At 53.3% G+C, this 18,185-nt stretch carries 17 protein-coding genes; 13 read left to right on the top strand and 4 right to left on the bottom strand.

What is annotated here, in order from left to right:
- Positions 1–31 precede the first annotated feature (31 nt).
- The gene (locus NGM66_RS03690) at positions 32–835 is read right to left on the bottom strand and encodes a MerR family transcriptional regulator (protein ID WP_208907441.1); all 804 of its coding nucleotides are present in this window, start codon (positions 833–835) and stop codon (positions 32–34) included.
- Positions 836–929: 94 nt separating this feature from the next.
- Between NGM66_RS03690 and NGM66_RS03685 the strand changes: the two genes are divergently transcribed.
- Positions 930–1,874 carry a zinc-binding dehydrogenase gene (locus NGM66_RS03685; protein ID WP_208907442.1) on the top strand — a complete coding sequence of 315 codons (945 nt, stop codon included), beginning with the start codon at positions 930–932 and terminating at the stop codon, positions 1,872–1,874.
- Positions 1,875–2,269: 395 nt separating this feature from the next.
- On the opposite strand, the gene NGM66_RS03680 is transcribed toward NGM66_RS03685, so the two are convergent.
- Positions 2,270–2,692 (bottom strand): Lrp/AsnC family transcriptional regulator, encoded by a 423-nt coding sequence (locus NGM66_RS03680; RefSeq protein ID WP_245155284.1) that lies wholly within the window; start codon positions 2,690–2,692, stop codon positions 2,270–2,272.
- A gap of 216 nt (positions 2,693–2,908) precedes the next feature.
- On the opposite strand from NGM66_RS03680, the gene NGM66_RS03675 reads away from it, so the two are divergent.
- The 8 genes from NGM66_RS03675 to NGM66_RS03640 all read left to right on the top strand — a co-directional run bounded on the left by NGM66_RS03675 (position 2,909) and on the right by NGM66_RS03640 (position 12,806).
- Positions 2,909–3,841: an ABC transporter ATP-binding protein gene (locus NGM66_RS03675; RefSeq protein WP_208907443.1), complete on the top strand. Its 933-nt coding sequence runs from the start codon at positions 2,909–2,911 to the stop codon at positions 3,839–3,841.
- On the top strand, positions 3,842–5,362 hold the full coding sequence (locus NGM66_RS03670) for an ABC transporter permease/substrate-binding protein (RefSeq protein WP_208907444.1): 1,521 nt from the start codon (positions 3,842–3,844) through the stop codon (positions 5,360–5,362).
- Between the two features lie 380 nt (positions 5,363–5,742).
- Positions 5,743–6,885 carry a vitamin B12 independent methionine synthase gene (locus tag NGM66_RS03665; RefSeq protein ID WP_208907445.1) on the top strand — a complete coding sequence of 381 codons (1,143 nt, stop codon included), beginning with the start codon at positions 5,743–5,745 and terminating at the stop codon, positions 6,883–6,885.
- A gap of 418 nt (positions 6,886–7,303) precedes the next feature.
- Positions 7,304–8,419, top strand: coding sequence for an ABC transporter ATP-binding protein (locus NGM66_RS03660; protein WP_208907446.1), 1,116 nt, complete (start codon positions 7,304–7,306; stop codon positions 8,417–8,419).
- Positions 8,376–9,332, top strand: coding sequence for a carbohydrate ABC transporter permease (locus NGM66_RS03655; RefSeq protein ID WP_373418458.1), 957 nt, complete (start codon positions 8,376–8,378; stop codon positions 9,330–9,332). The genes NGM66_RS03660 and NGM66_RS03655 overlap by 44 nt, the downstream gene beginning before the upstream one ends.
- The gene (locus tag NGM66_RS03650) at positions 9,329–10,147 is read left to right on the top strand and encodes a carbohydrate ABC transporter permease (protein WP_208907447.1); all 819 of its coding nucleotides are present in this window, start codon (positions 9,329–9,331) and stop codon (positions 10,145–10,147) included. The genes NGM66_RS03655 and NGM66_RS03650 overlap by 4 nt, the downstream gene beginning before the upstream one ends.
- The gene (locus NGM66_RS03645) at positions 10,144–11,508 is read left to right on the top strand and encodes an extracellular solute-binding protein (RefSeq protein WP_208907448.1); all 1,365 of its coding nucleotides are present in this window, start codon (positions 10,144–10,146) and stop codon (positions 11,506–11,508) included. Before NGM66_RS03650 ends, NGM66_RS03645 begins: the two co-directional genes overlap by 4 nt.
- A gap of 602 nt (positions 11,509–12,110) precedes the next feature.
- A complete protein-coding gene (locus NGM66_RS03640) occupies positions 12,111–12,806 on the top strand; it encodes a glycerophosphodiester phosphodiesterase (protein ID WP_208907449.1) in 696 nt (231 codons plus the stop codon).
- Positions 12,807–12,887: 81 nt separating this feature from the next.
- Here the strand turns inward: NGM66_RS03640 and NGM66_RS03635 are convergent, their stop codons facing one another.
- Positions 12,888–13,343 carry a MerR family transcriptional regulator gene (locus NGM66_RS03635; protein ID WP_208907450.1) on the bottom strand — a complete coding sequence of 152 codons (456 nt, stop codon included), beginning with the start codon at positions 13,341–13,343 and terminating at the stop codon, positions 12,888–12,890.
- 90 nt (positions 13,344–13,433) lie between these two features.
- Here NGM66_RS03635 and NGM66_RS03630 point away from each other — a divergent pair, with 90 nt between their 5' ends.
- The gene (locus NGM66_RS03630; protein ID WP_208907451.1) at positions 13,434–14,444 is read left to right on the top strand and encodes an NAD-dependent epimerase/dehydratase family protein; all 1,011 of its coding nucleotides are present in this window, start codon (positions 13,434–13,436) and stop codon (positions 14,442–14,444) included.
- A 255-nt stretch (positions 14,445–14,699) separates the two neighbouring features.
- Here NGM66_RS03630 and NGM66_RS03625 read toward each other — a convergent pair whose 3' ends face one another.
- A complete protein-coding gene (locus tag NGM66_RS03625) occupies positions 14,700–15,251 on the bottom strand; it encodes an NADPH-dependent FMN reductase (protein WP_208907452.1) in 552 nt (183 codons plus the stop codon).
- A gap of 71 nt (positions 15,252–15,322) precedes the next feature.
- On the opposite strand from NGM66_RS03625, the gene NGM66_RS03620 reads away from it, so the two are divergent.
- From NGM66_RS03620 to NGM66_RS03610, 3 genes are all read left to right on the top strand, one after another.
- Complete coding sequence (locus tag NGM66_RS03620) at positions 15,323–15,766, top strand: MarR family winged helix-turn-helix transcriptional regulator (protein WP_245155285.1); 444 nt, start codon at positions 15,323–15,325, stop codon at positions 15,764–15,766.
- Positions 15,767–15,846: 80 nt separating this feature from the next.
- Positions 15,847–16,446 carry a PepSY domain-containing protein gene (locus NGM66_RS03615; protein WP_208907454.1) on the top strand — a complete coding sequence of 200 codons (600 nt, stop codon included), beginning with the start codon at positions 15,847–15,849 and terminating at the stop codon, positions 16,444–16,446.
- A gap of 731 nt (positions 16,447–17,177) precedes the next feature.
- Positions 17,178–18,131, top strand: coding sequence for a phosphate/phosphite/phosphonate ABC transporter substrate-binding protein (locus NGM66_RS03610; protein ID WP_208907455.1), 954 nt, complete (start codon positions 17,178–17,180; stop codon positions 18,129–18,131).
- Positions 18,132–18,185 lie beyond the last annotated feature (54 nt).

Below are 18,185 nucleotides of genomic sequence, written 5' to 3'. Positions count from 1 at the left end.
GTCCGCGGCAAAATAAAAAATGGGAGCCCGTTCACCGCAGCTGGTATTGTAAACAAACCAGATCGGATGCGCCCTTGCTGGTAAAGGCCTCGTCCAGGTTCATCTGCCAGAGTTCGTCGGCGATGGTCAGGTGTTGGTGGTGGATGTAGTCGCTGAGAATGTCCAGGCCACGGCCGATGGCGTCCGGCTGATTCGTGGTGTTGATGGCCACATATTGACCGGCCGGTTTTTCCAGGCGGGGCAGGTCACCCGTGTCGGTGTCAGCATGGATCTCCTTGAGAATGCAAAATGCGGCCGTGGGATAGCCGCTGGCGTCGCTGTTGGGCAACTGCGTGAGAAACCCGGAGTCCCGACGATTGACGAGATTCAGCTGGCCCAATTGTTGGTAAAATTCAGCGTAGATTTGGGCGACTTCGGCTTCCGTACAGGAAACGGACTGCGTTGACCGGCAAAATAAGGCGGCGTTACCGGTGGTCAAAAATGGCTGATTTACCGGCATTAAAGGTGGCGTCGGTTGCGCGAATCGGGTGGTCAGCGTCGCCTTTAAGCGCGATAGCCGGGCCATTTTCTGGTCGATCTGGGTGAGCACACGACTTAAATTGCGGCTCAACGAACGGGGGTCGGTCGCCGTGTTGAGTGATTTGATCTCCGCGATGGATAGGCCCAGTTGCCGTAGCTCCAGGATGAAGCTTAACTGGTAAAGCTGATCATAATCGTAATAACGGTAGCCATTGGCGGCAACGGTTTTGGGCTTGAACAAGTCCTTTTCGTCGTAAAAGATGAGCGTGCGCCGCGTTGTTCCGGCAAGTTGGGCGAATTTTTGAATGGTCAACATGGAATTTCCTCCTGAATGACTTGACTGTCACGTTACGTTACACCTTAGACTAGTCTTGTTTAGGAAGCAAATCAATCAGAATGGAGAGATCAAGATGCGAGCAGTTGTGATTAACAAACCCGGCGATGTTGCTGTCATGCAGGTCGTTGAGCGGCCGATTCAACGGGCGACTGACCACCAGTCCGTCATGAAGATTCATGCGTTTGGCGTTCACCGGTATGAGGCACTGACGCGGGCTGGCGGCTCACCATCCGTGAAATTTCCGCGGGTCATCGGCGTTGAAGCTGTGGGTGAAATCTACGAGCCATCAACCAACAGTCAATTAAAGCCAGGTCAAAAAGTCGTGACCTTGATGGGCGGCTTTGGCCGTGAAGTCGATGGCAGCTACCAAGAGTATGCGTTGGTCGACGATGCCAATTTATACCCGGTCGATTTCGACGGTGATTGGGTCACGCTTGCCCAGTATCCGGAAAACTTTTACACGGCCTTGGGGTCGCTCAAATCCCTGAAGCTACGGTCCGGGCAAACGTTGTTGGTGCGGGGCGGCACCAGCGCTGTGGGGTTAGCGGCGATTAAGTTGGCCAAGGTCTTGGGCCTCAAGGTCGCGGCCACCACGCGCCGCCAGTCGATGTTAACGATGTTGGTCGCAAGCGGCGCCGATGACGCGATTTTAGACGAGGAGAACCAGTTGGTCACGGAGAAGAAATTTGACGGCATCATTGATATGGTCGGCACGGTCACGTTAAATGATTCGATCGCGCACTTGAACGTCGATGGCAAGATCACCATGATCGGCCTGTTGGCGGGCGAGTGGGTGGTCAAAGATTTCAGCCCATTTGCGCTGGGTGGCAAGTACCTGACGTTCTTTGATTCAACGGTGGTGGACCGAAAACTGGTCGCTGAGATGTTCGCCATGATTGCCAAACACCACCTGACAATTCCAATTGCCAAGGTCTTCAAGCTCGACCAGATTCAAGACGCCCACCGTTACGTGATGGCTAGCCGCGAGCCGGGGCAAGTGATCGTGGACAATGACTGAGGTGTCAGTACTGGGGCTATCTCCTATTGATAGTAGTCGATTCACAAAAGTGCCAGAATCCAATTATTCTGACACTTTTTGCTTGCAGCTAGTTAAGGGTCGCCAAGGCCTGTTGGACGCATATGGTCGTTGCACTTGACTGTTATAGCAAGCAGATAGGCTAATACAGTGTCGCTGATGGCAACTATAGTAGCCGGAGTTCGCCAAATATGGGTTCAGCCGTGGGAGTTACCTAAGTGGCAAGGTTCATGCCGCTTAGGTAACTGGCGTCTTTGAGACGCGACCTTCGGCTCAAAGGCGAGGTGTCGAGACCGCCCCTTGGCTCGACCCGTCCGCCCACAGCGTTCCGACCCATATTTGGCGGACGGAGGCGGCCAGTTTCCGCAACGTAATATCTAAATATCGTCGATCACATCAATAACCTGGTAAGTGGCCAGCTTGCCTAGGGCCAAAAGAAAGTCGCTCAGGTTGTGCCGGTCCGGGAACGCGCCTTCAATCAGGTAGGCGAACTCGCCGGTCGTGCGGTAATGGTGGCGAATGTCATTGTGATACTGGTGGACCAATTTTAAATAAGCCGCGTGTTGCTGGTCAGTTACCGCGACTTGAATGAAGACTTGGCGGGGAAAGCCCAGCTTGTCGAGGTCGACCTCAACGGTGTAGCGGGTGATGACGCCGGTGTCCGTCAGTCGCTGAATGCGCGCGGCCACGGCGGGAGCGGTCAGGTGGACCAATTTGGCTAGGTGACTGACCTTGATTCGACTGTCGCGATTTAGGGCCTTGATGATGGCCATGTCGATTTCGTCTGGAATGGAAAACACCTTATTTTCTAAATTTTTTGGGCCCAAAGGCTTTGGTTTTAATATTAACAGTCACGGTTAAAGCGTGTAAAGTAGAGGCTATTGCATTAGAAAATTTGTAAGCCGTTTGTTTAGGGTTTCGGGCGAAGATTAGTATAATTAAACGGTAACCACGAGAAAAATTCCGGATACGGGATGGTTAGGTGTTAATAACAAAGTAACAGGACGGAGGTCGTTATGATAGAGTTTAAGAACGTTAGCAAGCGCTACGCCGGCAATCAAGCCCTTGATGACTTGAATTTAACGATTCCGACGGGCGATTTCTTTGTGTTGGTCGGGCCCAGCGGTAGCGGCAAGACGACCACACTGAAGATGCTCAATCGGCTGATCGAACCGACCGATGGCAACATTTACTTTGATAATAAACGCATCATTGATTATGACTTGAAACAATTGCGCCAACAAATGGGGTACGTGCTGCAAAATATTGCACTCTTTCCCAATTTAAACATTCAAGACAATATTGCGATTCAAGCCGAATCCTTGGGATGGTCGCGCAAACGCCGCATTGACCGGGCGCGGGCCTTACTCAAGCAAGTGGACCTCGATCCGGACGACTATGCCACGCGAATGCCCAGCGAGTTGTCCGGTGGGGAACAGCAACGGGTCGGCATCATTCGCGCGTTGGCCATTAAGCCCAAGGTCGTCTTGATGGACGAACCGTTTAGCGCGCTGGACCCGATTTCTCGCAAACAACTGCAGGACCTGGTCTTACAGCTGCATCAAGAACTGCAGATGACCTTCATCTTCGTCACCCACGACATGCACGAGGCGCTGCGTCTCGGCCAACACATCGCGGTCATGCGGTTGGGGCACATCCAACAGATCGGCACGGGCGAGGCCATCATGCAGCACCCGGCTAACGCGTTCGTTCAGGGCTTCTTTGAAAATGAACACACGCCGCGTCCCGCCACGATTCACGATTTACTGGCGCAGGGTTACGGTGAGGCCACGACCGGTGCGGCCACGTTGTCCGCCACGGCACCAATCAGTGAATTGGCCGCGGCGCTGCGGACGCAAACGACGGTCGTGGTGGCCACGGACCAGGGAGTTCGCCAACTGACCACGACCGACTTATTGGATTATTTAGCCACAAAGGAGGCCGATTAGGTGTCACAAATCAACCATATTCTCCAGACCCAGGGTGGCGACATCGTTCATGCCATCGGCCAACACATTGGCTTGTCGTTGATTTCCTTACTGATTGCGGCGGTCATCGCCATTCCCGTGGCCATCTTGTTGATGCACCACGAACGCTGGGCCAAGGTCATGTTGCAGATCACCAGTATTCTGCAGACGATTCCCAGCCTGGCGTTATTGGGGATTCTGATTCCCATCGTCGGGATTGGGACCGTGCCGTCGATCATCGCACTGGTCATTTACGCGGTGATGCCGATCTTTCAAAATACGTATTCGGGGCTGACGACCATCGACCCCAACCTAGAAGAGGCGGCGACGGCGTTTGGGCTGTCGCGGCGAATGAAATTATTCCGGATTGAATTGCCGTTAGCCTTGCCAATGATCATCTCGGGGATCCGCATTGCGACCGTCATGATTATTGGGACTGCCACGTTGGCCGCCTTGATTGGGGCCGGCGGGTTAGGGACCTACATCCTGCTGGGAATCGAAACCAACAACAATGCGCTCCTGATTATTGGGGCCGTGCTGTCCGCCATTTTGGCGCTGGTCTTCGGGGCCGCCATCGATTGGCTGGGTAAGCTGTCCTTCAAGAAGGCCGGCATCGTATTACTGACGCTGGTGGTCTTGATTGGGGGCTTTGCCGGTTACCGCAAGTTGGCCAACCCGCAAACGACCATCACGGTGGCCGGAAAATTGGGCAGTGAACCCGAAATCCTGATTAACATGTACAAGGACCTGATCGAACATGATCACCCGAACATTCAGGTGACCACCAAGGCCAATTTTGGTGCCACGTCGTTTCTGTTCAAGGCGCTCCAGTCGGGGTCCGTCGACATTTACCCCGAATTCACGGGGACCGTCTTGGAGTCATTGGTGAAGGGCGAAAAATCGGCCAGCCACGATCCGGCCAAGACCTATCAGACGGCTAAGGCCGCGTTGCAGTCGCAGTACCAAATGGCCTACCTCAAGCCAATGCAGTATCAAAATGGCTATGACCTGGCGGTAACCAAGCAGTTTGCCAAAAAGTACCACGTCAAGACGATCTCTGACCTGGTGGCTGTCGAGGATAAGGTCCACGCCGGTTTCGACCCGGATTTCCATCAACAAAAGGATGGTTATCCGGGGTTGAGCCAGGCGTACGGGCTGAAATTTGCCAGCGTCAAGACCATGGAGCCGTCGATTCGCTACAAGGCCATCGCCAACGGCAAGGTCAACCTGGTCGACGGCTACACCACCGATCCGGAAGTCCAGGAGTATCACCTGGTTGTGTTGAAAGATGACAAGTCATTCTTCCCGCCGTATCAAGGGGCGCCGTTGATGACGGAGAAGCTGTTGACGCAGCATCCGGAATTGCGGACGACGCTGAACAAGCTCGCTGGCAAGGTCACGACGACGGATATGCAGAAGATGAATTATCAAGTGTCGGTCAAGCACCAGAAGGCCGCCACGGTGGCGCGTGATTACTTGCGCAGCCATGGATTGTTAGATTAGGGTCTTGACAACTCAGCCGTCTAGCCGTAAACTTATCACTAATTTCTAATCAGTTTTTCATAAATAAAGCTGGGAGAAGAGTAACGGTCCGGTCGCCGCGCAGTGAGCCCAAGTCAGTGCAAATGGGTCAGTGGCCAGCCGTGAAGATGAACTCCCGTCAGCTATCAGATGGTTCACGCTGTCTGGTCGGTAGGAACTGTTAACTTTCCGGGTATCAATGGGTACCGGTGAGGCAAGGTCTGTGAGGGCCTTGTGAATTAGGGTGGTAAAACGACGCGTTCGTCCCTGGAACTAAGCGATTAGTTCTGGGGATGAACGCGTTTTTGCGTTAGCTGATGATTAGAAAATGGTGTCCAGGTTTAAACATAGGAGGAATTCACATGACTACAACTACTGAAACACAGATTCCGTTCCGTTACGATGTCGTCGGCAGTCTTTTACGGCCGACCGCTTTAAAACGCGCCCGTGCCGAGTTCGCCCAAGGCGCCATCGACGCTGACCAATTGAAACAGGTGCAGCACGCCGAGACTAAGCGTGTGGTCCAAAAGCAGATCGACCTAGGCCTAAAGGCGGTCACCGATGGCGAATTCAACCGTAGTTGGTGGCACCTCGACTTTCTGTGGGGCCTGACCGGCGTCGGTCATTACGACTATAAACAAAGTTATAAATTCCATGGGAGCCAAACGCGAACCGACAATGCCGACTTGGTGGGCAAAATCGCCTTCAACCCGGACCATCCCTTCTTCGAGAGCTTCCAATACTTACAGAGCCTAGTGCCAGCCGGGGTTCTGGTCAAACAAACTATCCCGTCACCCACGATGTTGTTCCGGGACAACCGTAGTGACAACTGGCATGAATTTTACCCGACCTGGGACGCCTACCTAGATGACCTGGCCAAGGCGTACCACGAAACGATTCTGCATTTCTATGAACTGGGCTGTCGTTACCTTCAACTGGATGATACGACGTGGGCCTTTCTTATCAGTAAGCTCAACGCCACGACCGACGACGTGACCGCCCATCAGACCTACGTCAACCTGGCGCAAGACGCGGTCCACGTCATCAACACCTTATTAAAGGACTTGCCGGACGACTTAACCGTGACCACCCACATTTGTCGGGGCAACTTCAAGTCGACTTACCTGTTCTCTGGCAGCTATGATGATGTTGCCGACTATCTGGGTCAGCTGAACTACGACGGCTTGTTCCTAGAATACGATAATGAACGGGCTGGTAGCTTCACGCCGTTGGCCAAAATCTGGAACCACGACGCCCACAAACGGCTGGTGTTGGGTCTGGTCACGTCTAAATTCCCTGAATTGGAAGATGTCGATCAGCTTCAAGCCCGCATCGCTGACGCTGCCAAGCAGGTACCGCTAGCCAACTTGGCCATCTCCACGCAGTGTGGTTTTGCCTCCACGGAAGAGGGCAACGTCTTGACCGAGGACCAGCAGTGGGCCAAGCTGAGACTGGTGAAGCAGGTGGCGGATCTGGTTTGGCCTGAGGGGGAATTTAAAGACTAGAGAAAATGGTGCCGTACGACTTGGCATGAGAAAACGGGTTGTGGTTACAGCCTCCGTCTAGCCGGTCGCTGAATTTGGCGGTGGACGTGTTCTTCAAAACAGGCTATCTGGCCAGGATCTAATGCTTGAATCAGTTTTTCAACTGTAGCTAATGATAACTACCATGTTAGATAGGTTAATTAGATAAGTGACCGAAGAAATGAGTCCTTAATTTCTTCGGTCACTTTTACTGTCCAGCAAGCCTCCGCGGGGGATGGTCCCGCTCATGATGTCGGGGTGAATGACTCTCATTTTTATCAATCCGTCTGTCGCCATTTTCCCGTCACAGGCCGACTTTACACAGTTTTTACACGGGCAACACCAACCCGTTACTTGGCCCGGGTAGACTGATTGTAGATTTAAAAAGGGAGTGGCAGTATTGGCGATTGAATTAAATGCTTTGGGGAAAGCGTACACGCCAGGCAACTGGGTCTTGGAGAATGTGAGTGCCCACATTAATAGTGGGGAATTCTTCGCGATCGTTGGGCCTTCTGGCTGTGGCAAGAGTACGTTACTGCGGATGATAGCGGGGCTGATTCCCATTTCTGCGGGCGAATTAAAGATTGATGACCAGGTGGCCACCAATTTGCCGCCCAAGGATCGCAAGCTCACAATGGTCTTTCAGAGTTACGCGTTGTTTCCGTTCCTGTCCGTCGGCGATAACGTGGCCTTTGGCCTGAAGGCACGGAAATTTCCGGCTGATGAGATCAAGGAACGCGTCGACCGGGCAATCGACCTGGTTAATTTAAATGAGTTCAAGGACCGCAAACCCCGTGACTTGTCAGGGGGGCAACGGCAACGGGTGGCCTTGGCGCGGGCGATTGCCAGCGACGCAAAGGTTTGCTTGATGGATGAACCCTTGTCCAACTTGGACGCGCAGCTGCGGATCAAGATGCGGACGGAATTGCGGAACCTCCAGCGTGAATTGGGGTTGACCGTTATCTACGTGACCCACGATCAGGTCGAAGCGATGACCATGGCCGACCACATCATGGTGTTACACGACCACGCCATCCAACAGATTGGCACGCCATTAGAAATCTACAACCAACCCGCCAACACCTTTGTGGCGAGCTTCTTCGGCACGCCGCGGATGAACCTTTTGCCGGCGCGAGTGGACGCTGACCGGGAATTGTTGCTGGCTGATGCACTCAGACTAGCGGTTCCGCGCGACCTGCCCGTGGCTGATTACGTGGTCGGCTTGCGGCCCAACGCGTTGCGGCTCTTACCGGCAGGCAGTTCTGCTAACGCCCAGGTGAAGACCGTGGAGTATTTGGGTTCCGAAATTCTATTGGAAGCGGAAATGGCTGACGGCACGCCAATCGAGTTGATGGCAGCCGCCGACGAAAATTACCAGGTCGGCGATAGCCTCAGTGTCGCCATTGCTGGGCGCGCCTACGTGTTTGACCACGCCGGCCAGGCCCAATTCATGGTGGAAGGAGGCTTGCGCCATGGCAGAAATGATGTCGACACCAAAGCCGCAATCCAAGCCTAAGGCCCAAGCCATTGCGCGGCCCAATGCGCGGGGGTTCAACCTCCACGTCAATGATAAGTACTATGCGCTGGCCTTTTTGGGACCGTCGCTACTGATCCTTGGTGTCTTTGTCTTCTATCCCATGCTGCGAACGCTATATCTAAGCCTGTTCTTGACCGATAATGTGGGTCGACCGACCGTGTTCGTTGGCCTGAAAAATTACATCAGCTTACTCACGTCTAGTGCGTATCAAGCCAGCCTACAGGCCACGGCCGTCTATGTAATTGGCGTGGTGGTTTTGACCCTAGTATTGGGGCTATTGCTGGCGCAAATGGCCGTGCGAAAATTAGCGGGGATTCAATGGTTCCGCACGATTTTTTCCGCGACCATGGGTGTGTCCGTCTCCGTTGCGGCCATCTTCTGGCTGTTTATTTTCAGTCCGTCCGTCGGCTTGTTCGACCAGATTGGCAAGCTGCTACATTTGCCGCTGGTGCAATGGTTGACGACGCCCGGACCGGCGATGGTGGCCGTCATCATTTCCACGGTCTGGATGAATCTGGGCTTCACGTTCCTGATTCTCTTTGGGGCGCTCCAGATGGTACCGCAGTCCTTGTATGAGGCGTCGGCCATCGAGGGTGCTTCGGCGGGTTACCAGTTCTTCCACGTGACCCTGCCCATGATCAGTCCCACGCTGTTCTTCACGTCGACCGTCACGTTGATTGGTGCATTCAAAAGTTTCGGCCTGATTGACCTGATGACGGCTGGTGGGCCCAACAACGCGACCAACCTGATGGTCTACCAGGTCTACCGGGATGCCTTCTTAAATGGCAACTACGGCCTGGCCAGCGCCGAGTCGATCATCTTGGCTGTGATCATCGCGCTATTTACGTTATTGCAATTCAAATTTCTAGAGAAACGGGTGACCTACGAATGATGCAATCCAGAAGCTTAAAACCCTTGCACTACCTGGTCTTGATTCTGCTGGCCATTGTCATTTTAGGGCCGTTCATCCTGGGGTTTTGGACCAGCCTGTTGCCGACCGCAGATATTGCCAAAGGGGCGCTGTGGAGCAGTCACATCTCCTTAGCCAATTACGCCGAGGCCGTCAAGCAGACCGCCATTTTACGGTATCTCTTGAATAGTTTTGTCATTTCTACGTTGACCATGGCGGCGCAACTCCTGTTCTGTTCGCTGGGCGCCTACGCGTTCGTGTTCCTGTCCTTTAAGGGCCGAGACCTGTTGTTCTACCTGATCTTGGCGACGATGATGCTGCCCTTTGAAGCGGAAGTCATTCCGAACTTTGCCACGGTGCGGCGGTTGAATCTGCTGAACCACTACAGCGTGATGGTGATTCCCTTTCTGACCTCTGCCTTTGGTATCTTCATGCTGCGGCAGGCCTTTCGCCAGATTCCACCGGAGCTCAAGGAAGCCGCGGACGTCGAGGGCCTCAACCACTGGCAATTTTACTGGCGCGTGACCCTGCCGTACGCGCGCATCAGCCTGTTTACGCTGGCGGCCTACAGCTTCTTGGAAAGCTGGAACCAATATCTCTGGCCAATGCTGACGACCTTTAGCGACAAGTTCCGGCCAGTCCAAGATGGGCTACGACAGCTGCAATCACAAGAAACCTTTAACAACTGGGGCATGATCCAGGCCAGCGCCGTGATCGTGGTCGTGCCCACGTTACTGGTGCTGTTCATCGGGCAACATTACTTCAAGAACGGCTTGAATGAGGGGGCCACGAAATGACAAACACCAAGTCTCATCAACGGTTGTTGCTCTTAGGCGCGGTCCTGCTGGTCGTCTTGGTAGCTCTGATCGGATGGTCGACCATGAATAAGCCGACCGCGCAAGCTCAGGGGGCCAAACGCACCAAGGTCGTGTTCTGGCACGAGATGACGGGGCCTGCCCAACAACAGCTCGACACCTTCGTCAAGGATTTCAACCGCTCGCAAAATAAGTATGAGGTCGTCCCCGAATTTGAGGGCAACTACAACGAGGCCGTCCAGAAGATCATTAACACCCACGGCACGGATGCGTCGCCCGCGGTGTTCCAGTCCATGGACATTTCGACCAGTCAGATTCACCACACGGGTTACACCACGCCGGTGCAGAAATTCATTGACGCCGACCATTACAATGTCAATCAGATTGCGGCCGGGGCGCGCGCCTTCTACGCCAACAAGGGGACCCAGCTCTCCATGCCGTTCAACACGTCACAGCCCGTGCTGTACTACAACGCATCACTGCTGCAGAAATACCACATCACGCCGCCACCCGTTAACCCGTCTTACAGCGACATCACCCGGGTCGCCACTCAGCTGACGGACCGCTCACACAAGCAGGTTCAAGGAATGACGGTCGAAGTCTACGGTTGGTTATTTGAACAATTCATGGCCAACGCCGGCGTTTCCCTGGCTAACCAACAAGATGGCCACGCTGGGACACCGACGGCCGTGAACTTCACGAATTCCGCGACGATGACAACGATGAAATGGATTCAGGATAATCTGAAACGCGGCGTCTTCGTCAACTACGGCGCCGGGGCCAACGCGCAGAACAATGAAACGGCCAGCTTCCTGTCCGGGCGGCTGGGAATGTTCCTGCAAAGCTCGGCCTCAATTGGCCAGTTGACGACCGGGAGTCATGAGAAATTGGGCATCACCTACTACCCACATCCAGACGGCCAGAAGAGTAACGGGGTCGCCATTGGGGGCGCGTCGCTGTGGATTTCCAACGACAAGTCCGCGCACGTACAACGCGGCGCCTGGGAGTTTATTAAATACTTGATGACGGCCAAGAGCCAAGCCCAGTGGCAAGTCGCCACCGGGTATCTGGCACTGAACCGCGGCTCACAAAAGGAAGCCGTTTTGCAGAAGCTCTATCGGAAGCTGCCAGCCACCAAAGTCCCAGGCGAACAACTCAGCGCGGCCACGCCTAACGCCACCAACTCCGGCATCTTCCTGCAAGGGTTGATTCAGGAGCGGAATTTAAGCCAAACCGTGATGGAACAGATCTATAATGGGAGTGATATCAAGAAGTCCCTGGCAATCGCCCAGAAGTCCATGAACAGCTACATCCAGGGTAACAACCGAGCTAATGGGTATTGACGCGCCTGATACAGCAGTGAATTTCCGCCTACCGTTCGCCAAATATGAGCCGGATCGCTGTGGACGGACCAGACGTCTGCGGCTGCCAGAGATTCCACCTGCTATGGGGAACGCCTGCAGCCAAAGGGCGGTCTTCCGGCTCACTTGCAAGCCTGACGAAAATCGCCAGTCTTGCAAGTCGTCCCACGCTGTAGGCAGAGAAAGGACCTCTGCCAACACCGTCGACATAGCTGGTTCCATCCCTGGCAGCCTCCGACAGGTCAGTGACTTCGATGGACGATTGTGTTAGCCATGATTACTGCGTTCGACGGATGTTGGAACGGACCGATTTAGCAGTAGTAGTTGGCAGTGGTCAGTGTAGCCGGAAGTCTGTCCCATATGAGCTCAGCCGTGGGAGTTCCCTTAGCGGCGGGTTGGGCCGCTTAGGGAACTGGCGTCTTTGAGACGCGGGTTCCGGCTCAAAGCGAGGCGTCGAGACCGACCTTTGGCTCGGCCCGTCCGCCCGCGGCGCTCCAGTCTCATATGGGACAGGCTGGAGGCGGCCAGTAAATCAGTTTCATTAGGTTCGGATGACATTAAATTTGGAAGTAGGGAGCGGTAAAATGACAGTTAAAACGTTAGTGTTCGGGCACCGGGGCTATCCGGCGAAGTTTCCTGAGAATAGTTTGGCGGGATTTGCCTACGCCTTGGACCATGGCGTCGAGGGCTTGGAGTTCGACGTGCACTTGACCAAAGATCAGGTGCCCGTCATCATGCATGATGAGCGCATCGACCGTACCAGTGACGGAACCGGCCTCATCAACAGCTATACGCTGGCCGAACTTCGGCAGTTTCATTTAGCTGAAAACGAACCGATTCCCACGCTGGCGGAATTTCTCACGTTGGTCGGGACCCACGATGTCCAGCTGAACTTGGAATTCAAGACCGATAAGATTCAGTACCCGCACATCGAGCGCATCGTGATGGGGATGGTCAACGCCACGCCACTGAAGCATCCGGTCATCTATTCCTCGTTTCACTTGCCCACATTGAAAAATTGCCAGCAACTCGCTCCCAACGAGGCTTACTGCTGGTTGACGGGCAAGCCGGTGGTCAACGCCGCGGCCTTCGTGACCAGCGAACATTTGGCGGGCCTGCACCTGAGCCACTATCAGGCAGATGTGCCAGTGGCCGAACGCATCTGGACTGTGGATGACCCGGTACTAGCCAAGCAGTTGTTCCAAGACGGCGTGGCGGGGATCTTCACCGATGATTTCGTGACCATGACGGCCTTACGTGATGAAGTCATGGTGGACTAGCCTCTAAGGTTTACAGCGTTATTGCATGTTTATGCAGAAAATAAAAATGGGACGTACCCGTAATTTTACTACTGGGACGTCCTATTTTGTTGGGTCAGTGACTTGCTGAAAGGGATTCGGCAGGTGATTGGCCCGTTTTTCAGCCTGAATGACGGCGAGTTCTTGGTCGACCAGCGTTTCAGCGGCAGGAGATTCGTAAATACTGAGCTTCATGTCGACTTCTTGCAAATTTTCCTGTAGCGCAGCTTGTTGAGCGAGAATGGCTTGACGATGGGCACGTAACAGTCGTTTGCGCTGCGGAATGGATTGTGGTCCCTGCATGACAGCGGCAATGTATTGACGGATGTCGCTGATTTTCATGCCAGTATTTTTGAGACAACAAATCGTGTGTAGCAGCTGGAGGTCGCCGTCCGTGAAGGCCCGATACCCTGAAGCATCGCGGCTAACGAAGGGGAGCAGTCCTTGCTTATCGTAGAAGCGTAGGGTGTAGATGGACAGGCCAGTTTTAGCTGCCACGGTTTTGATGGTGTAAGTCATAATTTTCCTCCAATCGGTTGCCCTAGAGTGTAGTCTAGGGTTTAGGCTTATTGTAAGCATTTTGTAGCGGACAAACAAGGAGGAAAATGCATGAACCAACGAATTTTAGTGACTGGTGGCAACGGCTTCTTAGCCCTACACATTATTAAACAACTTTTGACGCAGGGGGATGCGGTGCGCGCCACGATCCGGTCCTTGGATAAAGCAACGGGCGTGCGGCGCGCTTTGGCAGCGGCACACACGCCACATTTGGACCGGTTAAGCTTTGCAGTCGCAGACCTGACGCAAGACGCGGGGTGGGCGGCTGCCATGGACGGAATCACTGGCGTCATGAGCGTGGCCGCGCCGGTCTTCGTGAATGGTGAACGGGTCACGGCGGCTTTAGCCAACGCTGCGACGACGGGTACCGAACGCATTTTACGCACGGCTCTAACAGCGGGCGTCCAACGGGTAGTGATGACCGCTAACCTGGGCGCCGTGGGCTTCAGTAGCTTTGACCCCCACCACGTGATTACCGAAGCGGACTGGACGGCGTCGACTCAGCGCGGCTTGTCAGCTTATGAGCAGTCAAAATTGGTCGCTGAACACGCCGCTTGGGATTTTGTGGCCCGGCATCCTGAGCTGGAACTGGTTACGGTGAATGCTGGTGCCATGCTCGGACCGGCGTTGGGTCAGCACGTATCAGGCAGCTTTGGCTTGATCACGCGGTTGTTGACGGGCAAGCCTACGCCTAATTTGACGGTCAATGTGGTCGATGTTCGGGATGTGGCCGATATTCACGTCCGAGCATTGGCCACGCCATTAGCGGCAAATCAACGTTTCTTGGCGGTAGCAGACACACCCATTTCGATGAGCGCCATCGCCACACTGTTACGCCAGCAGCGGCCAGAACTGGCGGCCCACCTACCGCATCACCTGTTGCCTAGTGCTCTGGTTCACTTGTTAGCCCCGTTCAATTCCACCATTCGTGAGGCAGATTTGATGCTACGATTGGGCCATCGGGTCAGCAATCAGCGTGCGCGGGCCGTGCTCGACTGGCGACCAATCAGTGATAGTGCGACCGCAGTCCTGGCAGCGGTGGACAGCCTGCACCGAAAATGATTAGACTGACAAAAGCTTGAAAGTAGATTTGACGTGTTGATTCCCAGAACGACAGTGTTCTGTCCACTGAAATTCGTAAAACCAGGAGCCTATGTCAGCCAGGGCTCCGGCGGGATGACGTCTGTCAGTAACATTGCGTTGACTAGGAGCTGGCGGACGGTAGGCGGACAGTTTTCACTACGAAGCTGTAAACGACTGATCTTAATGCTATGAATCACATGTTGACAAGGACTCTAGCCGATTTTGTCTGGTTAGTTAAACTAATTTGTGACGTAATTCTGCCCCGAGCTGACGGGCTTCAGCGGCGTACGGTGCCAGGGCCAAGTCAACGTCGGTGAACTGACCAGCGGCATTGAACCAGGACTTTTGCAGGCTGATTTGTAGATTGTTGGTCAACAGCGGCATCTTCAAACCACGGACCACCAATTGCATGCCCAGTGCGGCTTGAAAGCCACCGTGGCCGCCGTAGGAAACCAGGCTGACTGGTTTGCCCAGCCATTCCTGGTAGAGGGTATCGAGGGCATTCTTCAGTGGTGCCGGGTATCCCCAGTTGTATTGCGGAAAGAGCAAAATGAAGGCGTCGTAGCCTTGGACCAGATCACTCCACTGCTTCGTACTGGCGTGTTCATAGTGGTGGTCGGCGGGCATGGCGGCCTCGTTTAGAAACGGCAGATCGATGGTGGCCAGGTCGAGTAGGTCAACGGGTAATTCGGGTTGGGCTACTTGGTCTTGGAGCCACCGGGCAATGCTGGGGCTGATGCGGGTTGGTCGGGTGGAACCGATAATCAAGCCAATTTTTTTCGTCATGCTAAAAAATCTCCTTCGGTTAATTCGTGCAATATGCACACATGTTAGCACCGTTCTGGTATAATAGCAATATGGACAATGAAATTTTTGAAGCACTCTTTGAGATCGTGACGTTTTTTAACCAGCCCCAACAGGACCGCAAGTTACTTCAGCAAGCCAGTATTCCGTTGGAACCGGCCGCCTTGCCCATCATCGTGCGGGTCGGTCGCCAGCCGGAAATCAGTATTGGCGAACTGGCTGACCAGATTGGTCGTAATCATTCGTCCATCAGTCGGCAGGTCGATAAGTTAGTCACAGCGGGATGGCTCGTGGAGGTCGAGCGGCGTGACCAGCGGATTCGGCGATTGAACTTGAGTCCTCAGGGTCAGCGGGCATTGCTACAGATCAAGCTGGCCCGAGAAGCTGCGATTCGGCAAAAATTGTCGAACTACTCCAACGCAGACCGCACGGAACTGTTACAGGTTTTGCAACAGTTGGCCGCCACGTTGACTGGCCCCGGCGACTACCAAGAGTAATGGGGATTGATGGTGTTGGCCCGATATTTTTGCTAAAATGAGCACAAGAGGGAAAGCCACACGAACTGGAGGACGAGGTTATGCGCAAACTAAGTTGGGTGGTGTTGGCAAGCACGCTACTGCTGGTGGGGTGCACCAACACGCAACAGTCGAAGTCTAGTAGCAGTAGTTCCAGTCAGGCCACGTCGCAACAGGCGACTAGCCAGACGACCACTTCACCGCGACAGATCAAGGTCACGTTAACGGAAGCAGTCAAGCAGTTCCATCAGAAGTTCGGCACGAAGGTGACCGTGACCGAATTGTCGTTAGAGACCGAAAACCAACGGTACCAATACGAAATCAGTGGGGTCGATCAGACCAAAGAATATGAGCTGACCGTCGATGCACGCTCCGGTAAGACCAGTCGGGCCCAACAAGAGAAGTTGGATGCCGATGAAGCCAACGGGATTGCCCAACGCGACGCCTTGCCGCTGAATAAAGTGAAGTCCCGGGCAGCCGTTTCTAAGATTGCCACCCAAGAAGTCGGTGGTGGCACGGCCGTTGCCTGGTCACTAGACCGCGAACACGGGACGACGGAATGGGAAGTCAAGGTTACCAAGGACCAAACGCACCACGAAGTTCAGATCAATGCGTTAACGGGCAAGGTCGTTCACCACGAGACGGATGACGATGACGACTAGACCAATTTAAAATTTTACGCAAAAAAATTAACCTTATTGAATCGAACTGGGATTTAGTCTGATTCAATAAGGTTAATTATTCAATTGGGGACAGACAGAGTTAAGGCATTTTCCGGGTACCTTAACCGCTGTTACCAAAAAAGCTTTAGTTTGTCGTTAGTTTGTTAAGCAATTGTTTACGACTTCTTTACTATAACAGAGAAATCAAGGCTTGCGGGCGAATTTGGCGATTTGTAATATTACAATTTTACCAGACGGTTATTTGGGGATGACAAGCCGTCTTTTTTCTGTTATTTGGATCGGGTAGGGAGTCGGTTGGACTAGGTCAAACGCATACTTATGCACCCAATCTGATTATGATGCAGCATTCGGTCAAGGGCGGTTTAAATGAAAACAGCTAACGTCGGTCATTGCAGTGGCGTTTGCCCGGGCTGTTGGCCATCAGGGATTTCGAAAAATTTTGAAAGACGCCGAAAATTTTAGGCGTCTTTTTTGCTACCCCTAATTTTCTTGAAAAGCGGTACCAATTATAAAATTATTGATAACGGGAGTTAAGAAAAAGAATTTTAATGTTCAGGTTTTACGTTTTACCTTTTGAAATAGGCCGGTTTCCTGAACTATAAAAATACTAATAACGAACTAAAAATAAATTTATTGTTGCGAAGTTCGTTTTTTATGGTAAGCTTGGAATTGCTAGAGAAGCCAAATTACATATTTGAGGAGTGAACTGTATGCTTTTGAAGGGTAAGGGTAAATTACTCTTGATTTTGGCAGCATTGTTGGTGTTGCCAGCTGGATTGGCCGCTTGTGGGAAGTCCAGTAGCAGTAACGCGGGGTCCAGTTCCAAGGCCTACACGCCGAAGAAGTTGACGGTCGAGTTCGTGCCATCTTCTAACGCCGGGACCATTGAGGCCAAGGCCAAGCCACTGGAAGGGCTGTTGAAGAAGCAATTGGGGATTCCGGTGACGGTCAGTGTGTCCACCGACTACAACACCATCGTTGAGGCCATGGGGTCTAAGAAGGTCGACGTCGGCTTCCTGCCACCTGACGCTTACGTGTTAGCACACAAGCAATACGGCGACAAGGTCCTCTTACAAGCACAACGCTACGGGGTCACGGAACCAAATGACAAGACGTCTAAAGACCTGGTCAATTACTACCGTTCCCAAATTTTGGTTCGCAAGGATAGCGGCATCAAGTCGATTAAGGACTTGAAGGGCAAGAAGATTGCCGTGCAGGACACGACATCTACGGCCGGCTGGATCTACCCAGCGGTCGAAATGCTCAAGCACGGGGTCAACATCAACAAGTCGGGGATTCAAACGGTCACAGTCAAGGGACATGACCAAGGCGTCCTATCCGTTTATAACAAGAACACCGACGCTGCCTTCGTCTTCCAGGGCGCCCGGAAGTTGGTCATGAACGATGAAAAAGACGTGATGAGTAAGGTCGTACCGATCTACACCACGGCGAAGATTCCGAACGATACCATCACGGTTCGGGGCGATATGAGTGGCAAATGGCAAAAGAAGATTGCCGCCGCCTTTAAGAACATCGCCAAGACCAAGAAGGGCCACGACATTATCTCCAGTGTGTACTCACACGAAGGCTACGTGGACTCTAAGGACAGCAATTTCGACATCATCCGGCAATACGATAAGCAAGCACAAAAGCTAGATAAGTAAGTCACCACAGTCACAGCAAAGTTGAATACGCGTCAAAATCAGAAAGTAGTAGGG

Source organism: Levilactobacillus yiduensis (genome assembly GCF_024718525.1).
Taxonomy (GTDB): Bacteria; Bacillota; Bacilli; order Lactobacillales; family Lactobacillaceae; genus Levilactobacillus; species Levilactobacillus yiduensis.
This window is presented reverse-complemented; position numbering and strand designations above follow the sequence as displayed.

Excerpts from the sequence above, each read along its gene's own strand:
- NGM66_RS03665 (WP_208907445.1), top strand. The coding sequence starts at position 5,743 with ATGACTACAACTACTGAAACACAGATTCCGTTCCGTTACGATGTCGTC.
- NGM66_RS03610 (WP_208907455.1), top strand. The coding sequence starts at position 17,178 with ATGCTTTTGAAGGGTAAGGGTAAATTACTCTTGATTTTGGCAGCATTG.
- NGM66_RS03640 (WP_208907449.1), top strand. The coding sequence starts at position 12,111 with ATGACAGTTAAAACGTTAGTGTTCGGGCACCGGGGCTATCCGGCGAAG.
- NGM66_RS03675 (WP_208907443.1), top strand. The coding sequence starts at position 2,909 with ATGATAGAGTTTAAGAACGTTAGCAAGCGCTACGCCGGCAATCAAGCC.
- NGM66_RS03615 (WP_208907454.1), top strand. The coding sequence starts at position 15,847 with ATGCGCAAACTAAGTTGGGTGGTGTTGGCAAGCACGCTACTGCTGGTG.
- NGM66_RS03645 (WP_208907448.1), top strand. The coding sequence starts at position 10,144 with ATGACAAACACCAAGTCTCATCAACGGTTGTTGCTCTTAGGCGCGGTC.
- NGM66_RS03635 (WP_208907450.1), bottom strand. The coding sequence starts at position 13,343 with ATGACTTACACCATCAAAACCGTGGCAGCTAAAACTGGCCTGTCCATC.
- NGM66_RS03630 (WP_208907451.1), top strand. The coding sequence starts at position 13,434 with ATGAACCAACGAATTTTAGTGACTGGTGGCAACGGCTTCTTAGCCCTA.
- NGM66_RS03655 (WP_373418458.1), top strand. The coding sequence starts at position 8,376 with ATGGCAGAAATGATGTCGACACCAAAGCCGCAATCCAAGCCTAAGGCC.
- NGM66_RS03690 (WP_208907441.1), bottom strand. The coding sequence starts at position 835 with ATGTTGACCATTCAAAAATTCGCCCAACTTGCCGGAACAACGCGGCGC.
- NGM66_RS03625 (WP_208907452.1), bottom strand. The coding sequence starts at position 15,251 with ATGACGAAAAAAATTGGCTTGATTATCGGTTCCACCCGACCAACCCGC.
- NGM66_RS03620 (WP_245155285.1), top strand. The coding sequence starts at position 15,323 with ATGGACAATGAAATTTTTGAAGCACTCTTTGAGATCGTGACGTTTTTT.
- NGM66_RS03685 (WP_208907442.1), top strand. The coding sequence starts at position 930 with ATGCGAGCAGTTGTGATTAACAAACCCGGCGATGTTGCTGTCATGCAG.
- NGM66_RS03650 (WP_208907447.1), top strand. The coding sequence starts at position 9,329 with ATGATGCAATCCAGAAGCTTAAAACCCTTGCACTACCTGGTCTTGATT.